The 14,155-nt window shown below is 61.2% G+C and carries 15 protein-coding genes; 9 read left to right on the top strand and 6 right to left on the bottom strand.

The window, feature by feature from the left end; all coding sequences use genetic code 11:
• Nucleotides 1-126: 126 nt before the first annotated feature.
• A complete protein-coding gene (gloB, locus tag ACFOGH_RS08085) occupies nt 127-894 on the bottom strand; it encodes a hydroxyacylglutathione hydrolase (RefSeq protein WP_380072562.1) in 768 nt (255 codons plus the stop codon).
• A 185-nt stretch (nt 895-1,079) separates the two neighbouring features.
• Between gloB and ACFOGH_RS08080 the strand changes: the two genes are divergently transcribed.
• On the top strand, nt 1,080-1,847 hold the full coding sequence (locus tag ACFOGH_RS08080) for a class I SAM-dependent methyltransferase (RefSeq protein WP_380072561.1): 768 nt from the start codon (nt 1,080-1,082) through the stop codon (nt 1,845-1,847).
• 43 nt (nt 1,848-1,890) lie between these two features.
• Here the strand turns inward: ACFOGH_RS08080 and ACFOGH_RS08075 are convergent, their stop codons facing one another.
• Nucleotides 1,891-2,973: a calcium-binding protein gene (locus ACFOGH_RS08075; RefSeq protein WP_380072560.1), complete on the bottom strand. Its 1,083-nt coding sequence runs from the start codon at nt 2,971-2,973 to the stop codon at nt 1,891-1,893.
• A gap of 400 nt (nt 2,974-3,373) precedes the next feature.
• Between ACFOGH_RS08075 and ACFOGH_RS08070 the strand changes: the two genes are divergently transcribed.
• The 6 genes from ACFOGH_RS08070 to ACFOGH_RS08045 all read left to right on the top strand — a co-directional run bounded on the left by ACFOGH_RS08070 (nt 3,374) and on the right by ACFOGH_RS08045 (nt 8,750).
• A complete protein-coding gene (locus tag ACFOGH_RS08070) occupies nt 3,374-3,934 on the top strand; it encodes a F0F1 ATP synthase subunit delta (protein ID WP_380072559.1) in 561 nt (186 codons plus the stop codon).
• On the top strand, nt 3,934-5,472 hold the full coding sequence (atpA, locus tag ACFOGH_RS08065; RefSeq protein ID WP_380072558.1) for a F0F1 ATP synthase subunit alpha: 1,539 nt from the start codon (nt 3,934-3,936) through the stop codon (nt 5,470-5,472). Before ACFOGH_RS08070 ends, atpA begins: the two co-directional genes overlap by 1 nt.
• Before the next feature lie 17 nt (nt 5,473-5,489).
• Nucleotides 5,490-6,356 (top strand): F0F1 ATP synthase subunit gamma, encoded by an 867-nt coding sequence (locus ACFOGH_RS08060; protein ID WP_380072557.1) that lies wholly within the window; start codon nt 5,490-5,492, stop codon nt 6,354-6,356.
• A gap of 17 nt (nt 6,357-6,373) precedes the next feature.
• Nucleotides 6,374-7,816 carry a F0F1 ATP synthase subunit beta gene (gene atpD / locus ACFOGH_RS08055; protein WP_380072556.1) on the top strand — a complete coding sequence of 481 codons (1,443 nt, stop codon included), beginning with the start codon at nt 6,374-6,376 and terminating at the stop codon, nt 7,814-7,816.
• Between the two features lie 9 nt (nt 7,817-7,825).
• On the top strand, nt 7,826-8,218 hold the full coding sequence (locus ACFOGH_RS08050; RefSeq protein ID WP_380072555.1) for a F0F1 ATP synthase subunit epsilon: 393 nt from the start codon (nt 7,826-7,828) through the stop codon (nt 8,216-8,218).
• A gap of 181 nt (nt 8,219-8,399) precedes the next feature.
• Nucleotides 8,400-8,750 carry an H-type lectin domain-containing protein gene (locus ACFOGH_RS08045; protein ID WP_380072554.1) on the top strand — a complete coding sequence of 117 codons (351 nt, stop codon included), beginning with the start codon at nt 8,400-8,402 and terminating at the stop codon, nt 8,748-8,750.
• Between the two features lie 329 nt (nt 8,751-9,079).
• Here the strand turns inward: ACFOGH_RS08045 and ACFOGH_RS08040 are convergent, their stop codons facing one another.
• Nucleotides 9,080-10,099: a ribose-phosphate pyrophosphokinase gene (locus ACFOGH_RS08040; protein ID WP_380072553.1), complete on the bottom strand. Its 1,020-nt coding sequence runs from the start codon at nt 10,097-10,099 to the stop codon at nt 9,080-9,082.
• Between the two features lie 91 nt (nt 10,100-10,190).
• Here ACFOGH_RS08040 and ACFOGH_RS08035 point away from each other — a divergent pair, with 91 nt between their 5' ends.
• Both ACFOGH_RS08035 and ACFOGH_RS08030 read left to right on the top strand, forming a co-directional pair.
• Nucleotides 10,191-10,787 (top strand): 2-hydroxychromene-2-carboxylate isomerase, encoded by a 597-nt coding sequence (locus ACFOGH_RS08035; protein WP_380072552.1) that lies wholly within the window; start codon nt 10,191-10,193, stop codon nt 10,785-10,787.
• On the top strand, nt 10,788-11,609 hold the full coding sequence (locus tag ACFOGH_RS08030) for an alpha/beta fold hydrolase (RefSeq protein ID WP_380072551.1): 822 nt from the start codon (nt 10,788-10,790) through the stop codon (nt 11,607-11,609).
• Between the two features lie 89 nt (nt 11,610-11,698).
• Here ACFOGH_RS08030 and ACFOGH_RS08025 read toward each other — a convergent pair whose 3' ends face one another.
• From ACFOGH_RS08025 to ACFOGH_RS08015, 3 genes are read right to left on the bottom strand one after another with little or no spacing between them, the layout of a single operon-like run.
• Nucleotides 11,699-12,727 (bottom strand): threonine aldolase family protein, encoded by a 1,029-nt coding sequence (locus tag ACFOGH_RS08025; protein WP_380072550.1) that lies wholly within the window; start codon nt 12,725-12,727, stop codon nt 11,699-11,701.
• Nucleotides 12,727-13,179: a YcgN family cysteine cluster protein gene (locus tag ACFOGH_RS08020; RefSeq protein ID WP_380072549.1), complete on the bottom strand. Its 453-nt coding sequence runs from the start codon at nt 13,177-13,179 to the stop codon at nt 12,727-12,729. The genes ACFOGH_RS08025 and ACFOGH_RS08020 overlap by 1 nt, the downstream gene beginning before the upstream one ends.
• 50 nt (nt 13,180-13,229) lie before the next feature.
• Entirely contained in the window at nt 13,230-14,153 is a 924-nt protein-coding gene (locus ACFOGH_RS08015) for a bifunctional riboflavin kinase/FAD synthetase (protein ID WP_380072548.1), read from the bottom strand.
• Nucleotides 14,154-14,155: the final 2 nt, after the last annotated feature.

Below are 14,155 nucleotides of genomic sequence, written 5' to 3'. Positions count from 1 at the left end.
AATCCAACCATGGCCTCATAAGGTAAAGGATCGGTTTTATTCTGCGATCTTCAAGCCCTATTTCGGCAAGATTTCGGAAATTGTCGGCGCTGATGCAATTTGTGATGAGAACGGTGCATAACGGACTCAGAATTTGTCCTTCCGGGCCCGGATTTCGGTGAAGACTTGGGCATCGCTTGCATCGACCATACCCAGACGCTGCCTGATATAGGGGTCTTGGGCGCGCAGAAAAGGGTTGGTCGCCAATTCTTCCGACAGTGCCACCGGCACCGTGGGCCGATCGCCGGCGCGCTCGCGGGCCACGGCGCGGACACGCGCCTGCAGGGCGGCGTTATCGGGGTCGATGGTGACGGCAAAGGCCAGATTGGCGGTGGTGTATTCGTGGCCCGAACAGATCAGTGTGCTGGGCGGTAATTGTTGCAGCTTGGCAAGGCTGTCGAACATTTGCTGCGGTGTGCCTTCAAACAACCGGCCACAGCCTGCGGCCATCAGGCTGTCAGCGGTAAAACACAGGCCCGAAACCGGCAGATAAAACGCGATATGGCCGATGGTATGCCCCGGCACATCAATGACATAGGCGACCTCAGTGCCCACTTTGATCTGATCCGCCTCGACCAGTTCGCGACTGAGCGGGGGCAGGCGGTGCGAGTCGGCCTTGGCCCCCAGAATCTCGGCAGAGGTGGCTTCGACGATCTCGGCCACGCCGTCGATATGATCCCAATGGTGATGCGTCAGCAGGATCTGATCCAGATGCCAACCGCGCGTCTTCAACTCGGCCAGGATCGGACCCGCTTCCGGCGCGTCGATCAGCGTGGTCTCGGCCCGCGCGGCATCATGCAGCAGATAGGCGTAGTTGTCCTTCAGGCAGGGGATGGTGACAAGTTCCAGGGTCATGACAGCGGCCTTTCCAGATTTGCCCCAGAGTGCGGAAAAATCAGGCGGCCTACCAGACGGAATTTGCGAAATTCCGTGGCACTGCCGCAACGGGCCCGACCAAAGATCATCTTCGCGTTTCGGTCATGGCGTTAAGGCTGCTTCTGGGTATGATCGCGCGACAGTCCGAAGGAACCGCCCCGCCCATGCATCTCGACGTGCTAGACCTGCGCAATTTCTACTACCGCACCCAGTTGGGGCGTGTGGCCCAACGCGCGATCCGCGATCAGGTGGTGGCGCTGTGGCCGCCCGCGGCAGGGCAGACCGTGGTGGGATTCGGCTTTGCGGTGCCACTCCTGCGGCCCTACCTTGTCGATGCGCGCCGCGTGATCGGGCTGATGCCGGGGCCGCAGGGCGTGATGCCCTGGCCTGCCGGGATGGAGAATGTGTCGGTTCTGTGCGAAGAAACCCTGTGGCCGCTGCCAACCGGGCATGTCGATCGGCTGGTGATCATGCACGGGCTTGAAACCTCGGACAACCCGACGGCTGTGCTCGAGGAAGCCCACCGCGTGCTGGCCCCTGGCGGGCGGGCGTTGCTCGTGGTGCCGAACCGCGCAGGGCTATGGGCGCGCCGCGACGGCACGCCGTTCGGCTTTGGCCGCCCCTATTCAGGCGGGCAGTTGGAGGCGCAACTGAAGGCGCATGGATTTACGCCCGAGCGCAGCATGACCTCCCTGTTCGCGCCGCCCTCGGAAAGCCGGTTCTGGCTGGGCACCTCGAACTTCTGGGAAGCCTTCGGCCGTCGCCTGCCGTGGCTTGCAGGCGGGGTGCTGATGGTCGAGGCAAGCAAACAAGTCTACGCCCCCACCCGCGGCGGCCTTGCGGCCAAAGTGCGCAAACCGCTCAGGGTGTTGGAAGGCGTGGGCGCGGTGGTGCCGAGTGCAAAGTCATCGGTGAGCCGCGATGGGGCCTGAAAGCTGAGCAATCAGTGCCACAACATCAAGCAGCGCGGCGGTGTTACGGCGAACGGTCCGGCGAGGTCTGAATGTCATAGCGCACAAGGCTGGGGTCGGTGACGCCATTCAGCCGCAGATGCAGCACTTGCGGCACCGTTTGCAGCGTGTTGCCCGCGACCAACACCTGCATATCCGGCAGGGTGACGGTGACTTCGGTGTAAGTTGCAAAAGCCGTTGTGGTGATCGTGGCATGGGCTTGCTGAGCCTCGGTGATGCCAAGACTAAGATGATCCTGCATGGGGTCGAAATCATTGATGATGAAGGTTTCGTCATCACGTGCATAATCCGCATGGGCGAGGAACGTGTCGCCGCCCTCGCCGCCGGTGACGCTCAATTCGGCGCGCGCGACGCCCGCACCGGTGAAGTGGTTGGGGGCCCAGTTGATCTCCAGCACATCATTGCCCGCGCCGGCATCAGCTAGGCCAGAACTGGTGCGGATCAGGTCGTCGCCAGCCCCGCCTGAAAGCGTGCTGGCATGGCCGAAATCGTCCAACCGATCATTGCCCTCACCGCCATAAAGGTGGCTTGCGCCAAATCCGCGCAAATCGTCGTCCCCGGCATCGCCGTAAGCCGTGCCATTGCCACGCACATCCAGATTGTCGGCATCATCGCCACCATAGATTGTGCTGTTGCCTTCCATATACAGGCTGTCCTGCCCGCTGCCGCCGTAACCAACGGCGGCATCTCGGATGCTGATGCTGTCCCCGCCACTGCCGCCATCGGCAATAACCTCATCGCTTGCAAAGATCAGATCCCTGCCGCTGCCACCATGAACTGTGCTTTCACCCGAAGCGGTGATGGTATCTTGCCCCTCACCGCCGAACCCTGTGGCAGTGTCGCTGACCGTCAGCCGGTCATCGCCTTTGTCGCCATGGCCTTCGGCATCCCCAGAAACCGTAATCTGATCATCGCCGCGCAAGCCGTGAAAGATGCCATGGTCCCCGGCGAGTGTATCATCGCCCTCGGTTCCTCGCTGCGGTTCATCGGGTTTGTCGTCGTCCTTGTCATCGCCGCCGTCAAACACGCCCGCCAGCGCCAGCAAACCGCCCGTCAGCAGTAACGATCCGAGAATCAGCAAATCCATAACGCATCTACCCTCTACGCAAAAATTCGGTACTGAAACGTAAACAACGCCGCGCGGCGCGGTCAATCACTCTGGCAAATATATGACGCATTTGCAGGGGTTTGCGGGGTAATCCCTGCGATACTCCGGATTGTTTCGCCTTGATTAACAAAGCAATGCCGGAAATGTGATGTTTGCGTGACAACCGCGCCTGCCAATCCGCAATCGCTGCGACAAATCCGCCCGCGCCATATGTCGCACGCGCGCACGCGGATATTGAGTGTCCTTCCCTGTTGCGGGATAGCAAACCGTCTGCTAGAGACGCCCGAAATCGAGAAGACGCATGCCCCAAGTATGCGCCGCAAATGGGTTGTAACCCGGATGCGGTCATCGGGAGGGGCCTAACAGCGGAAGGGTTGACGTGTCCGAACCAGCTTCAATCTCCTTGAGCATCGCTTCGCGCTACGCGCAGGCCCTGTTCGAGATTGCGAAAGAAGAAAACGGTCTTAAAGCGCTAGAGGCCGATACCGATGCTTTGGGGGCGGCCTTGGCTGCCAGCCCCGAGCTTGCCAGCATGATCGCCTCGCCCGTCGTGGCGCGCGAAGATCAGGCCAGCGCGATGGCGGCGATTGCTGCCAAGATGGGGCTTTCGGCTGTCATGTCGAACACCATCGCCCTGATGGCCTCCAACCGCCGCCTGTTCGTGCTGCCGCAACTGGTATCCGATCTGCGCGCCCGCATCGCCGCTGAAAAGGGCGAAGTGACCGCCGAAGTAACCTCGGCCACCGCGCTTTCGGCGGAACAATCCAAGGCGCTTGCTGCCAGCCTGAAGGCAAAGGTTGGCAAAGACGTCAAACTGCAAACCACCGTTGATGAAAGCCTCATCGGCGGTCTTATCGTCAAGCTCGGCTCGTCGATGATCGACACCTCGGTCAAGGCAAAGCTCGCAGCACTCCAGAATGTAATGAAAGAGGTTGGGTGATGGGAATTCAGGCTGCTGAGATCTCTGCGATCCTTAAGGACCAGATCAAGAACTTTGGCAAAGACGCAGAGGTGGCAGAAGTTGGCCGCGTTCTCAGCGTTGGCGACGGCATCGCCCGTGTGCATGGGCTGGACAACGTCCAAGCCGGTGAGATGGTGGAATTCCCCGGCGGCATCCGTGGTATGGCGCTGAACCTCGAAGTCGACAACGTCGGTATCGTTATCTTCGGTTCCGACCAGGACATCAAAGAAGGCGACACCGTCAAGCGCACCAAATCCATCGTGGACGTGCCGGCTGGTAATGCTCTGCTCGGCCGCGTTGTCGATGGCCTTGGCAACCCGATCGACGGCAAAGGCCCGATCGCGGCAACCGAGCGTCGCATCGCTGACCAGAAAGCCCCCGGCATCATCCCGCGCAAATCGGTGCACGAGCCGATGGCAACCGGCCTGAAAGCTGTTGACGCCATGATCCCGGTTGGCCGTGGCCAGCGCGAACTGATCATCGGCGACCGTCAGACCGGCAAGACCGCCGTGGCGCTCGACACCATTCTGAACCAGAAATCCTACAACGAAGCCGCTGGCGACGACGAAGGCAAAAAGCTGTATTGCATCTACGTTGCAATCGGCCAAAAGCGTTCGACCGTGGCACAGTTGGTGAAGAAGCTGGAAGAAACCGGTGCTATCAAATACACCATCGTGGTGGCTGCGACCGCGTCCGACCCGGCACCGATGCAGTTCCTGGCACCCTATGCCGCGACCGCAATGGCAGAATTCTTCCGCGACAACGGCCGTCACGCCCTGATCATCTATGATGACTTGTCGAAACAAGCCGTGGCTTACCGCCAGATGTCGCTGTTGCTGCGCCGTCCGCCGGGCCGTGAAGCCTATCCGGGTGACGTGTTCTACCTGCACTCCCGTTTGCTGGAACGCTCGTCGAAGCTGAACGAAGATTTCGGCGCAGGCTCGCTGACCGCTCTGCCGATCATCGAAACCCAAGGCGGCGACGTGTCGGCGTTCATTCCGACCAACGTGATCTCGATCACCGATGGCCAGATCTTCCTCGAAACCGAACTGTTCTACCAAGGCATCCGCCCGGCTGTGAACACCGGTCTGTCGGTGTCGCGCGTGGGTTCGTCTGCACAGACCAACGCGATGAAATCGGTGGCTGGCAAGGTGAAGCTGGAACTCGCTCAGTATCGTGAGATGGCAGCCTTCGCACAATTCGGCTCCGACCTTGACGCCTCGACCCAGCAGTTGCTGAACCGCGGTGCCCGTCTGACCGAGCTGATGAAGCAAGCGCAGTATTCGCCGATGACCAACGCCGAAATCGTCTGCGTGATCTACGCAGGCACCTCGGGCGCGCTGGACAAGATCGCGGTGAAAGACGTGGGCCGTTTCGAAGCTGGCCTGCTAAAGCACCTGCGCGGCGCTGGCAAAGCTTTGCTTGATGATATCACCACGAACGACCGCAAAGTTGCGGGCGATCTGGAAAAGGCCATCAAAGCTGAGATCGCGGCATTCGCCAAAGACTTCGCCTAAGGGCAGGGGGATAGACAATGCCCAGCCTTAAGGACCTTAAAAACAAGATCGCGAGTGTGAAGAACACTCGCAAGATCACCAAGGCCATGCAGATGGTCTCGGCGGCAAAACTGCGCCGCGCCCAGGAAGCCGCTGAAGCTGCCCGGCCTTATGCCGAGCGGATGAATGCGGTGATGGGCGGTCTGGCGGGGGCAGCCTCTGGTTCGGCCAGCGCGCCCCGGCTTCTGGCCGGGACGGGCAGCGATCAGGTGCATCTTCTGGTCGTGATGACCTCGGAACGCGGCCTGTGCGGCGGCTTCAACTCGACCATCGTGCGGCTTGCCCGCGCGAAGGCCACCGAGTTGCTCGCCCAGGGCAAGACGGTGAAGATCCTCACCGTCGGCAAAAAAGGCCGCGAGCAACTGCGCCGTGACTTTGCCGCCAATATGGTGGGCCATGTCGATATGGGCGATGTGAAACGCGTCGGCTACGCCAATGCGCAAAACATCGCGCGTGACGTGCTGGCCCGCTTTGAAGCTGGCGAATGTGATGTGGTAACGATCTTCTACAACCGCTTCCAGTCGGTGATCAGCCAGATCCCCACCGCGCAGCAGATCATCCCGGCCAAGTTCGAATCCGGCGCTGCATCGGCCCTCTATGACTACGAGCCCAGCGAAGAGGCCATTCTGGCCGATCTGCTGCCGCGCGGGGTTGCAACGCAAATCTTCACGGCTTTGCTGGAAAATGGCGCATCCGAACAGGGCGCGCGGATGAGCGCGATGGACAACGCAACGCGCAACGCAGGCGAGATGATCACCAAATACACCACGATCTACAACCGCTCGCGTCAGGCTGCGATCACCAAAGAGCTTATCGAAATCATTTCGGGCGCTGAAGCGCTTTAACGAACCGGAGAAACAACATGGCAAAAGCACCGAAAGCAGCTTCTGCGGCAGGCAAGGTGACGCAAATCATCGGCGCCGTGGTTGACGTGCAGTTCACGGGCGATCTTCCCGCAATTCTGAACGCGCTGACGACTGACAACAACGGCAAGAAACTGGTCCTCGAAGTGGCACAGCATCTTGGCGAAAATACCGTCCGCACCATCGCTATGGACGCAACCGAAGGCCTCGTGCGTGGCGCTGCCGTCACCGACACCGGCGCACCGATCCAGGTTCCGGTGGGCGACGCGACCCTCGGCCGCATCCTGAACGTCATCGGCGAGCCGGTGGACGAAAAAGGCCCGGTCAACGCGACCGAAACCCGCTCGATCCACCAGAAAGCACCGTCGTTCAGCGAACAAGCCACCGAAAGCCAAGTGCTTGTCACCGGCATCAAGGTGATCGACCTGCTGGCACCCTACGCCAAAGGCGGCAAGATCGGCCTGTTCGGCGGCGCTGGCGTGGGCAAGACCGTTCTGATCATGGAATTGATCAACAACATCGCCAAAGTGCACTCGGGCTTCTCGGTGTTCGCAGGTGTGGGCGAACGCACCCGTGAAGGCAACGACCTCTATCACGAGATGATCGAATCCGGGGTTATCAACCTCGAAGACATGACCAAGTCGAAAGTGGCGCTTGTTTACGGCCAAATGAACGAACCGCCGGGCGCACGTCTGCGCGTGGCTCTGTCGGGTCTGACCTTGGCAGAACAGTTCCGTGACCAGTCCGGCACTGACGTTCTGTTCTTCGTCGACAACATCTTCCGCTTTACCCAAGCGGGTTCGGAAGTGTCGGCACTGCTGGGTCGTATCCCGTCCGCCGTGGGCTATCAGCCGACGCTGGCGACCGACATGGGCGCTCTGCAAGAACGCATCACCTCGACCAAAGCCGGCTCGATCACCTCGGTGCAAGCCATCTACGTTCCGGCCGACGACTTGACCGACCCTGCGCCGGCCACCTCGTTCGCTCACTTGGACGCAACCACCGTTCTGTCGCGTGCGATCTCGGAACTCGGCATCTACCCGGCTGTGGACCCGTTGGACTCGACCTCGCGTCTGCTTGATCCGGCTGTGATCGGTGACGAGCACTACGAAGTTGCCCGCTCGGTCCAAGGTGTTCTGCAACGCTACAAATCGCTGCAAGACATCATCGCCATCCTCGGCATGGACGAACTTTCGGAAGAAGACAAACTGACCGTGTCGCGCGCCCGCAAGATCCAGCGCTTCCTGTCGCAGCCCTTCGACGTGGCAAAAGTCTTCACCGGCTCGGACGGTGTGCAGGTTCCGCTGGATGTCACCATTGCCTCGTTCAAGGCCGTTGTGGCTGGCGAATACGACCACCTGCCGGAAGCAGCCTTCTACATGGTGGGCGGCATCGAAGACGTGAAAGCCAAAGCACAGCGCCTCGCTGCGGCTGCGGCCTAAGGGGGTATCATGGCTGGAACGCTGCAATTTGACCTCGTGTCGCCCGAGCGCCGTCTGGCCTCGGTTGTGGCTTCCGAGGTGCAAATCCCCGGCGCCGATGGCGACCTGACGGCGATGGAGGGGCATGCCCCCACCATCACCACCCTGCGCCCCGGCGTGCTGAAAGTCGTCTCGACCGAGGGTGCGAAATCCTATGTCGTAACCGGCGGTTTCGCAGAGATCAGCGCCACCAGCGTCTCGGTTCTGGCCGAGCGTGCGGTGCCGGTTGAAGAGTTGAACGCCACGCTGATGGATCAACTGATCGCCGATGCCTCCGAGGCGACCGCTGTTGCGGTTGACAAGGATGCCGCTGACAAGGCGATGGCCGATCTGGTGGCGATGCGCGCGGCTGCGGGCTTCTAAAGCTCTGGCAGACAGAATAGATCAGGCCCCGCAGCGTCGGGGCCTTTTCATTTGTGCGGCTTTGCGGTTTAACGGGCGGAAGTTGAACAAAAATTTCGCACAAGCCCCGGCTTTAACCCGCAATTAACCTAGTTTCGCCGAAATTCATTGCTACGTTGTTGTCATAACATCCCGAGTGCGCATGAAACGTATCACCTCTAACACCATCGGTATTCAGCAGGGCAGCCGCGTCCTGTTCTCGGACTTCGCCGATGGCGGGGTGATGTGGACAGGGCAGGGCGCGCGCGAAAGCCGCCATGTGGTGACGTTCAAAGAGCCGTTCACCGAGGCCCCCACCGTGATGGCCTCGATCTCGATGTGGGACATTGACCACAAACACACCAGCCGCGCCGACATCACCGCCGAGAATATCACCGAAACCGGCTTTCATCTGGTGTTCCGCACCTGGGGCGACACCCGCGTCGCCCGCGTCCGCGCCGACTGGATCGCGATGGGCTCGGCAGCGAGCGAGGATGACTGGCAGTTGTATTGAGGGGCTCTTGCCCGATTTGGCCCGCGCCAAATCGGGCCGCGCCTGCCTGCCCCCGGCAGGCGCGTTTCGCGCCCGCGAGTCAGGCGCGCCCCGATTTCCAGAACGACAGCATTCTGCATACCTCCCCTTGCTCAAACGGCCTTCGGCCTTATGAGCAACGAACCTGAAAACTCTGCCCCGCAGAGTTTTCTTTCGGTTCGGGTTCAGACCACAATCGTTAAAAATTCCCTAATTTGCCTACCCCAACCCACTGATCTAAAACAAATAAAAAAGGTCCCGAGTTGGGACCTTTCCTTTCGCGTAGGGTGCGTGCTTGCACGCACCACCCCTCAGGGCCGCTGATACATGCCTTCATAAATCGGCACCAAAGTATCCGTCTCAAACAGCGACGACACACTCGTGCCATTCCAGATATTCAAAATCGCCTGCGCAAAAATCGGCGCTGTCGGCACGATCCGAATGTTCGGGCAAGCCTTCACCGCATCCGTCGCCTCGATCGAATCCGTGATCACCAGCGATTTCATCACCGATTTCGTCACCCGCTCCACCGCAGGCCCCGACAAAACACCGTGGGTGATATAAGAATGCACCTCAGTCGCGCCATTCTCGATCAACACCTCAGCCGCCTTGCACAAAGTGCCTGCGGTGTCACAGATATCGTCGACGATAATGCATTTCTTGCCCTGAACCGAACCGATCACGATCATCTCGGCAATCTCACCGGCCTTCTCGCGGCGTTTATCGACGATGGCCAGCGGCGCGTTGATCCGCTTGGCCAACTCCCGCGCCCGTGCCACACCACCCACGTCGGGCGAGACGACCATGATGTCATCCATCTGGCCCTTGAAGTGATGCTCGATATCCAGCGCAAACACCGGGCTCGCGTAAAGGTTGTCCACCGGAATATCGAAGAACCCCTGAATCTGCGCCGCATGCAAATCCAGCGTCAACACCCGGTCCACCCCCGCCTCGGCGATCATATTGGCGACCAGTTTCGCGGTGATCGGCGTGCGCGCCTTGGCGCGGCGATCCTGGCGGGCATAGCCGAAATACGGGATCACAGCCGTGATGCGATCTGCGGAGGAGCGCCGCAGCGCGTCGCACATGATCAGCAGTTCCATCAGATTGTCATTGGCCGGGTTCGAGGTCGGCTGGATGATATACATATCCTCGCCGCGCACATTCTCGAACACCTCAACGAAAATCTCTTGGTCATTGAAGCGCTCAATCCGCGCATCGACCAGATTGACCGACATGCCGCGATGCATCGACATCCGCCGGGCAATGGATTTCGCGAGCGAAAGGTTAGCGTTGCCGGAAATCAGTTTCGGCTCAGTCATAGCGGGCATGGGGTCACTCCGGGGGCCAGATTCGGATTGTTGACACCGCTTATCACCCGGCTAGGGTCTTGCAAACCTTGAAGCCTTGGGGGCGCCTGAAATGACACAGATCGACTACTACTTCGCACCCATTTCGCCGTTTTGTTATCTGGCTGGAAACAGGCTTGAGGAAATCGCCGCCCGCCACGGCGCAACCATCCGCTATATCCCGCTGAACGCGCCCGCTTTGTTCCCGCGCACCGGGGGGCAAGTGCTGGCAGATCGGCACGAGTCGCGCAAAGCCTACCGCATACAGGAACTGCGGCGCTGGTCGGCCCGCCTCGGTCTGCCGCTGAACCTGACGCCTGCGCATTTCCCGGTGAACCCTGCGCCTGCATCTTATGCGATCATCGCGGCGGCCAAGGTCGGCGGCGGTGATCTCGGTGGCCTCGTGCAGGCCTTCCCACGCGCCGTCTGGGCCGAAGGGCGCAACATCGCCGATGATGCGGTCGTGCAGGAAATTTTGGCCGCGCATGGCTTTGATCCCAAGATCGCCGACAAGCACATGCTGTCGGCGGCGGAAACCTATGCCGAGAACCTTGAAGAAGCCGTCGCGCGCGGTGTATTCGGCGTGCCGTTCTATATTGTTGGCGATCAGCGGTTCTGGGGACAAGACCGGCTGGAAGATCTCGACCTGCACCTGTCTGGAAAGTTGTGAATGCCTGAAGATCTGCACCATATCGCGCTGCCACCGCATCGCACCTGGCATCGCGGCGGAGACCGCCCAGTTCTGGCGCTGCATTGCAGCCTTGCCCATGCCGGGGCGTGGTCGGGGCTGGCGGCGGCCTTGCACGGCGTGACGATTACCGCCACCGACGCGCCGGGGCATGGTCGTGCTGCGGATTGGGTGCCGGGCACCGACATGCACGCGCTTGCCACTGCGCAGAGCATCGCCATGGCCGAGTCTTTGGGGCAGGGCGCGCCGATTGATCTGATGGGCCACAGCTTTGGCGGCACCATCGCCCTGCGCATCGCGGTCGAGCGCCCCGATCTGGTGCGCAGCCTGACGCTGGTCGAGCCGGTGATCTTCGCCGCCGCCCGCGCCGTGGATGCCCCCGCCTATGCCGATTTCCGCGCCAGCCATATGGGCTTTGCCGACAAGGTTGCCGCAGGTGATCTGGCCGGGGCGGCTGCCGAGTTTCACAGCCATTGGGGTTCGGGTGAGGCTTTGGCCGACCTGCCTGAGCGCACCCGCGCCTATATGATCGACCGCATCCATCTGATCGTGGCGCAGAATCCGGCGCTGCTGGAGGATGCGGGCGCTATTCTGCGCCCCGGTGGGCTGGAAGCCGTCGACGTGCCGGTGCTGCTGATCGAAGGCGCAGACAGCCCCACGATCATCGACCGCATCCACCGCGCGCTGGCACTGCGGCTGCCGCAGGCCTCGCGGCTGGTGGTGCCGGGGGCGGGGCATATGGTGTCGATCACCCATGCCGCGCAGATTGCGCCGATGGTGCAGGCGCATCTGGACGGTTGCTAAGTCACCCCGCCGCCGCGGACTTGATCCGGGGCCTCATGGTGCAGGGGGAGGCCCCGGATCAAGTCCGGGGCGGCGGGGGAGAGGGGGCACTAGCCCCGCAACACGCTCAGGAACTGATCCACCTCAGCCTCGGTGGTGTTCCACGACGTGACCAGCCGCGCGGCCTCCATCCCCGGGCTCGCGGGCATCTGATAATAAGCGGCCCCTGCGGCCTCCAGCCGCTGATGCGTGCCCATCGCCCATTCCGGGAACATCATGTTGGCCTGCGCCGGATGCTGATGCCGCGCCCCCGCCGCAGCGACCCCCGTCGCCAACCGTGCGCCCATTGCATTGGCATGGGTCGCCATATCCAGCCAGAGATCGCCTTCCAGATAGGCCTCGAACTGCGCCGACAGGAAGCGGTGTTTCGAGAGCAGATGCCCCGCCCGCTTGCGGCGCAACTCGAACTCCCACGCCTTCGCGGGGTCAAACATCACCACCGCTTCGACACCCATGCAGCCGTTTTTGGTGCCGCCGAACGACACCACGTCAATGCCTGCCTTCCACGTCATATCGGCAGCCGTCGCCCCGGTAGCGACCAGTGCATTCGCAAACCGCGCGCCATCCAGATGGCAGGGCAAGTCCCAGCGCTTGGCCACCGTCACCAGATCGGCGACCTCGGCGGCGGTGTAAACCGTGCCAGCCTCGGTGACATTGGTGATCGAGACCATGCCGCGCTGCACGCCATGCACGCCAACTTCGCCAATGCGGCCAATGGCTTGTGCCAAGGCGTCAGGTGTCATCTTGCCGTGATCCCCCGCGACGCCGATCAGCTTGGCGCCATCCGTGTAAAACTCGGGCGCGCCACATTCATCGGTGGCGATATGAGCCTCGGTATGGGCGAACACCGCTGACCACGGCTTACTGTGGATCGCCAAAGCCAAGGAATTGGCGACCGTGCCCGTGGACACAAGGTAAACCGCCGCCTCGGGATGCTCGAACACCTCGCGCACCCGCGCTGTCACCCGCGCCATAATCTCATCCGCGCCATAGCTGCGCGCGAAGCCGTCATTCGCGCGTGTGATCGCCGCCAAGACCTTCGGATGCGCGCCAGAGGCGTTGTCAGAGGTGAAATACATCACATATCTTCCTGAATGATATAATCGTCCCAATCGTCTTCATCGACGGCGGCTTCCGAGACGGTTTGCCCGCGCATCGAATGGCCAGAGCTATGGGTGGATTCGGGATCGCCCGTGCGCAAAGGGTGCCAGTCGGGCAGCGGTTTGCCCTGCTGCAACAGTTTGTAGGCGCAGGTGGCGGGCAGCCAATAGCTGATCTTTTTCAACGTCTTGGGGTTCAGACGAATGCACTCCGGCACAAATTCGAACCGCCGCGCATAGTTGCTGCAACGGCAAGTCTCATTGTCCAACAGACGGCAGGCGACGCGGGTGTATTCAACCTCGCCCGTATCCTCATATTCGATCTTGTTCAGGCAGCATTTGCCGCAGCCATCGCAAAGCGCCTCCCATTCCGGGGTGGTCATTTTCGACAGGGGAATGGTTTCCCAGAACTTCGGGCGCAGGTTTGTCATGGCTGCAAAATGACGCGGGCGCGCGGAAAAGGGAAGGGCGAAAGGTGCCGCTAAAGCGCGCCCAGAATCACGCGCGAACGATCCACATCGGCGGCCATTTGCGTCATCAGACTGGGCAGGCCATCAAACTTCATCTCGGGGCGCAGGTAATCGACAAGGCCGATCGAGACGTGGTGGCCGTAAAGATCACCTTTGAAATCAAAGATATAGGTTTCAAGGTTGGGCGTGTTCTCGCCAAACATCGGGCGCACGCCAAGGCTGGCCGCGCCGTGATAGCTGCCCGCCTGCGGTCCGGTCAGCACGTCAACCTTGACCGCATAGACCCCGAGTTTCGGCAGATGCAGCCCGGCGACCGACATATTCGCGGTCGGATAGCCCAATTCGCGGCCGCGCTTTTCGCCGTGGATCACCTCGCCATCAATGCGGTGCCAATGGCCGAGCATGGCGGCGGCGTCGCGCGGGCGGCCTTCGCTCAGCGCCTGCCGGATCGCGGTCGACGAAATCTCGCGCCCGTTGGACTTCACCAGATCGGCCACGGTAACGCCAAAGCCATAGCGCTGCCCAAGCGCCTGCAGATCGGCAGCCTTACCCGCGCGCCCCTTGCCAAAGCAGAAATCCGCCCCGACCACAACATGCGCAACGCCAAGGCCAGTCGCCAGAACATCGCGTGCAAACGCCTCGGGCGAAAGGCTGGCGAGTTCGGCGTCAAAAGGCAGTTGAAACAACTGCTTGACCCCCAGCTTGGCCAGCCGATTGCTGCGGGCTTCGGCGTTCATCAACCGAAACGGCGGGGCAGCGGGGGCGAAATATTCGCGCGGATGGGGTTCAAAGGTGACAATCCCCAGCGGGCCATGCGGTCGGGCAAGGTCTATGACGGATTGATGGCCCAGATGCACGCCATCAAAATTTCCCATCGCCACCGAAGCGCCGCGCGTATCAGGATCAAGCCCTTGCCAATGCTGGTTTATTTGCATGC

The organism is Cypionkella sinensis, assembly GCF_042646385.1.
Taxonomy (GTDB): Bacteria; Pseudomonadota; Alphaproteobacteria; order Rhodobacterales; family Rhodobacteraceae; genus Cypionkella; species Cypionkella sinensis.
Note: the sequence above shows the minus strand (reverse complement) of the source record. Positions and strands in the feature narration are given on the sequence as shown.

Excerpts from the sequence above, each read along its gene's own strand:
- ACFOGH_RS08040 (WP_380072553.1), bottom strand. The coding sequence starts at position 10,099 with ATGCCCGCTATGACTGAGCCGAAACTGATTTCCGGCAACGCTAACCTT.
- ACFOGH_RS08045 (WP_380072554.1), top strand. The coding sequence starts at position 8,400 with ATGAAACGTATCACCTCTAACACCATCGGTATTCAGCAGGGCAGCCGC.
- atpD (WP_380072556.1), top strand. The coding sequence starts at position 6,374 with ATGGCAAAAGCACCGAAAGCAGCTTCTGCGGCAGGCAAGGTGACGCAA.
- gloB (WP_380072562.1), bottom strand. The coding sequence starts at position 894 with ATGACCCTGGAACTTGTCACCATCCCCTGCCTGAAGGACAACTACGCC.
- ACFOGH_RS08020 (WP_380072549.1), bottom strand. The coding sequence starts at position 13,179 with ATGACAAACCTGCGCCCGAAGTTCTGGGAAACCATTCCCCTGTCGAAA.
- ACFOGH_RS08050 (WP_380072555.1), top strand. The coding sequence starts at position 7,826 with ATGGCTGGAACGCTGCAATTTGACCTCGTGTCGCCCGAGCGCCGTCTG.
- ACFOGH_RS08030 (WP_380072551.1), top strand. The coding sequence starts at position 10,788 with ATGCCTGAAGATCTGCACCATATCGCGCTGCCACCGCATCGCACCTGG.
- ACFOGH_RS08015 (WP_380072548.1), bottom strand. The coding sequence starts at position 14,153 with ATGCAAATAAACCAGCATTGGCAAGGGCTTGATCCTGATACGCGCGGC.
- ACFOGH_RS08025 (WP_380072550.1), bottom strand. The coding sequence starts at position 12,727 with ATGTATTTCACCTCTGACAACGCCTCTGGCGCGCATCCGAAGGTCTTG.
- ACFOGH_RS08075 (WP_380072560.1), bottom strand. The coding sequence starts at position 2,973 with ATGGATTTGCTGATTCTCGGATCGTTACTGCTGACGGGCGGTTTGCTG.
- atpA (WP_380072558.1), top strand. The coding sequence starts at position 3,934 with ATGGGAATTCAGGCTGCTGAGATCTCTGCGATCCTTAAGGACCAGATC.
- ACFOGH_RS08035 (WP_380072552.1), top strand. The coding sequence starts at position 10,191 with ATGACACAGATCGACTACTACTTCGCACCCATTTCGCCGTTTTGTTAT.
- ACFOGH_RS08060 (WP_380072557.1), top strand. The coding sequence starts at position 5,490 with ATGCCCAGCCTTAAGGACCTTAAAAACAAGATCGCGAGTGTGAAGAAC.
- ACFOGH_RS08080 (WP_380072561.1), top strand. The coding sequence starts at position 1,080 with ATGCATCTCGACGTGCTAGACCTGCGCAATTTCTACTACCGCACCCAG.